The organism is Paenibacillus sp. RC73 (assembly GCF_044908085.1).
In the GTDB taxonomy this organism is placed as follows: domain Bacteria; phylum Bacillota; class Bacilli; order Paenibacillales; family Paenibacillaceae; genus Paenibacillus; species Paenibacillus terrae_A.
The window spans coordinates 1-3,995 of record NZ_JBIYCV010000030.1; the positions used below are offsets into that span (position 1 = coordinate 1).

Consider the following 3,995-nt stretch of genomic DNA (forward strand, 5'->3'; position numbering starts at 1 on the left):
CACGGTAGGTCCAGCTCTTGTCCCCGCACACAACCGCAATTTGCTCGGGTACACGCGCTGCCTGTTCTTCAAACAACTGCGCAATGGGTTGCTCATGCGGATATGCTTGGGCGGTATCATTAAAGACGTCCAGAATCAGACGTTTGTTCGCCTCGGTTACCCACTGGAGCTCGTTGACACGCATGTGCGGGCGTTCCGCTATTTGCCGCAGAAGATGAAGCAGTTGGTTACTGATTTGCTCTATGTCTGCCTGACTATAGACGCTTGCATTGTATTGAAATTTGAATGTGAATGTTTCGCCAGGCAGCACAATGAGATTAAAATCATAGTTCGTCTGCTCACGAATCTCCGCATCAGCTATAGTCAAGCCCGTCGTATGCTCGCCTTGAATAAGCTGCTGCATTTGCTCCTCTACAGGATAATTTTCAAAAACAAGCAAATGTGTGATTAAGTCCTGTTTTTGATGGGTATGAGCCTGAACCTCATACAATGGGTACGTATCGTAAGCCGCTGATGCCACGGAATTGGACTGAGTCCGAATCATGATTTCAGACAGAGAATCCGTGGAATGGCATTGAATACGCACCGGGATTGTGTTAATAAATAATCCGATCATTTGCCCGGCTCCCGCCAAATCTGACGGTCTGCCCGACACAACTGTACCAAAAACTACATCTTGGCTTGCGTTTGCCATTTGGAGCCATAGCCCCCATACTGTTTGCAATACTGAGTTTAACGTCACCTGATGTATTGCTGCTATCTGCTTTAACTGTCGGATTGAATCGTTATCAAGCTCAAGCGCCACTTCTTGGCGGATATATTTTTGATCAGAGTCCCCTTCCCTCTCTCCAGGGATAGCAGTATGCTCCTCATACCCCGACAAATATTGCTCCCAGTAGTGGGCTGCTTGCTCATCATCCTGCGCCGCCAGCCACTCCATATACTTGCTGTAAGGAGCTGATTGCTGTACATTAGGCTGTCGGTTTATCAGAAAAGCTGAGTAGTACTCGAACAGTTCACTCGTGACCAGCGGTACACACCAACCATCCATCAAAATATGGTGAAAGCTCCAAATGAATGAGTACGTCTCATCCGCAATACGGAAAACTGCCATTCGCATCAATATATCCTGTGACAGATTGAATCCCCGTTGCTGATCCGTCTCTGCATAGGAATGCAGCCTTTGCTGTTGCTGTACCTCTTCCAGTTCCCTTATGTCTTCTGCATACAGCTCGACTTGTGGGTTCTTGTAGACGATTTGGAGAGGATAGTCTTTCCATGCTCCATCAAAACGGGTACGGAGGATAGCGTGCGCTTTCGTCAATTCCTCCAGACTTTGCCCAAAAACGTCCAGCTTCAAGTTTCCTTGCATTTCAAAAGTAATCTGCTCAAAATAGACGCCAGATCTGGAATCCAGCAAATTGTGAAACAGCATCCCCTTTTGTAAAGGAGTCAACGGATACACATCTTCAATGTCACCTATATGCTGTGTCTGCTGAATAATCTGCTCCAACTCTTCCATGGTCAAATGTTTTAGAGATAAATCACTTGGTGTGATTTCCGTCCGTTCGCAACTTGCACAGTGTTCGATGACTTGACGCAAGCTATCTTCCAGATATGCTGCAAATTGCTGCATAGTTTGACTTAGATATTGTTTTTTACTGTAACTTAGCTGTAACGATAAATTGCCGTTAGTAATACTGCCGTTAATTATTAACTTATATGGCCTTAATTGATTCCCACTCACCTCGGAGCCGACAGAATAAGTGGACAGGCGCATAGAGCTATTTTCCAAATCCTGATCAAACTGACCCAGGTAATTAAAGCTGACTTCAGGCTGCAGGTCGCCAAATGTTGCATTTCGGGCACCGTGATTTTCAGATAAGTACCGCAGTAAACCATATCCGATCCCCTTGTTAGGAATCTCCCGTAATCCTTCCTTAATGCCTTTAATTCGACTGGCTATACTAGTATGATGACGAACGGAAAGAATGACCGGGTATAGACTCGTGAACCAGCCAACCGTACGTGAAATATCAACATCATCCATAATGCTTTCCCGGCCATGTCCCTCCAGCATAATTGCAACCTTCTCCATGCCAGTCCAGCGATGAACAGCTATGCCAAGAGCTGTAAGTAGCAAATCATTTATTTCCGTGTTATAAGCCCGATTTGCCCCTTTTAACAGCTGTCCGGTCTCCTCTTCAGACCATTGCAAGGTTATAGTCTCGCTGTCTTTTATCAAGGAACGGCTTACTTCCAAGTCCACAGGAAGTGGTGAGACGATGGTATGATCCACTGCTTCCCAAAAAGAACGCTCCTGCTCAATTGCATTGCTAGTGGCATGATCGGACAGCTTATGTGCCCATGTCTGAAAAGAATCAGTCTTCACAGGTAGTTGAACAAAAGCTCCGGCTTCTACCTGTTCATAAGCTCTTGCGATATCTTCCAGCAAAATCCGCCAGGATACACCATCCACCACCAAATGATGAATGACAATTAGTAGATGATCACCATCTGCACAACGGAACAGACCCAGCTTTACTAATGGACCTTTTTCTAAATCAATGCTTTGCTGTATCCGGTTAGCTGCAGCCTCAATTGCCGCAAAAGGCTGGGAATCGGCTGTAAAATCTACAATTTCCAGATGGTACAGCTCCCCATCATCCATTCCACGATTCCATGCCTCATACCCATATTCTGTCTGACGAAATACCATACGAAGCGCATCATGATGGGTTATGACACCCTGCATGGAATGTCGCAGCGTCTGTTCATCAAACCTTTGCTCTCTAAAGAGCAGCATGGATTGATTCATATGATGAGGATCGGCAATTTGATTTTCCAAAAACCAGTACTGGATAGGAGAACGCTTGACCTTTCCAATTACCGTCTTTTGATCCGCTACTCTGTTCAGTATGTGAACATGAGAATTTAGCGAAGCGATGGTTGGATAAGAAAATAAATGCTTCATCTCCAAGTGATATCCCGCTTGTCTTAAACCGGATGAAACTTGAATGGCCTTAATGGAATCGCCACCCAAATCAAAAAAGTTATCCCCTGTTCCTATCTGTGGCACACCGAGCACCTTTTGCCAGACAGTGACCAACACCTGCTCCACTTCGTTTCCAGGCGCGGTATACTCCACTCCGGTTTGAATACTCGCCGTTGGCACAGGCAGCTCTTTACGGTCCACTTTCCCATTAGGCGTTAGCGGTAGCCGTTCCAGCGGAATCATATAGGCTGGTATCATATACGCTGGCAGCTCTTCCAGCAGAGCTTCCCGTATCCGCGTCCCTGTCATCTCGCGCTCAGCTACATAGTACGCCGCCAATTGCTTCGCGCCATCCTCCGCTTCATGGACAACCACAGCCGCTTGCTGGACGAAGGGCAGGCTCTGCAGCTTCGCTTCAATCTCTCCCGGCTCAATTCGGTATCCCCGGATTTTCACCTGCTGGTCCATCCGTCCCAGATAGCTGATCGTTCCGTCCGGACGCCAGCGTCCCCGGTCCCCCGTCCGGTATAACCGTTCACCCGCTGCCCATGGATGCGGTACAAACCGCTCACGGGTTAATTCTTCCTGATTCAAATAACCACGGGCCAGACCGGCTCCCCCGACCCAGATTTCTCCCGCCATTCCTATTGGCAGGAGCCGCCCCTCTTGATCCATGATGTAGGCGGTCGAGTTGGCTATCGGTCGCCCAATCGGAATATTGTTGGTATAGTCCTGGTCAACCTCAAAGCTGCAGGAAAAGGTCGTGTTTTCCGTCGGACCATAGCCATTCACCAGCGTGACATTCGGGCATGAGCGGCGTACCGCCGATACGACCGATGGCACGAGCGCATCCCCTCCTACAATGAGATAACGCAGCGGCTCAAACTGTACCGGCTCTTGCTGTGCCAACTGATGGAACAGTGGCGCGGTCAGCCACATGACCGTAATTTGGTGCTCCCGGATAGCTTCCCCCAGCAGCTCTGCACTCAGCAGAACCATC

1 protein-coding gene is annotated in these 3,995 nt (G+C 48.1%); it reads right to left on the reverse strand.

The annotated features are described in order from the left end of the window. The coding region (locus ABH897_RS27495) for a condensation domain-containing protein (protein WP_404593011.1) at nucleotides 1-3,995 on the reverse strand (3,995 nt) is incomplete at both ends.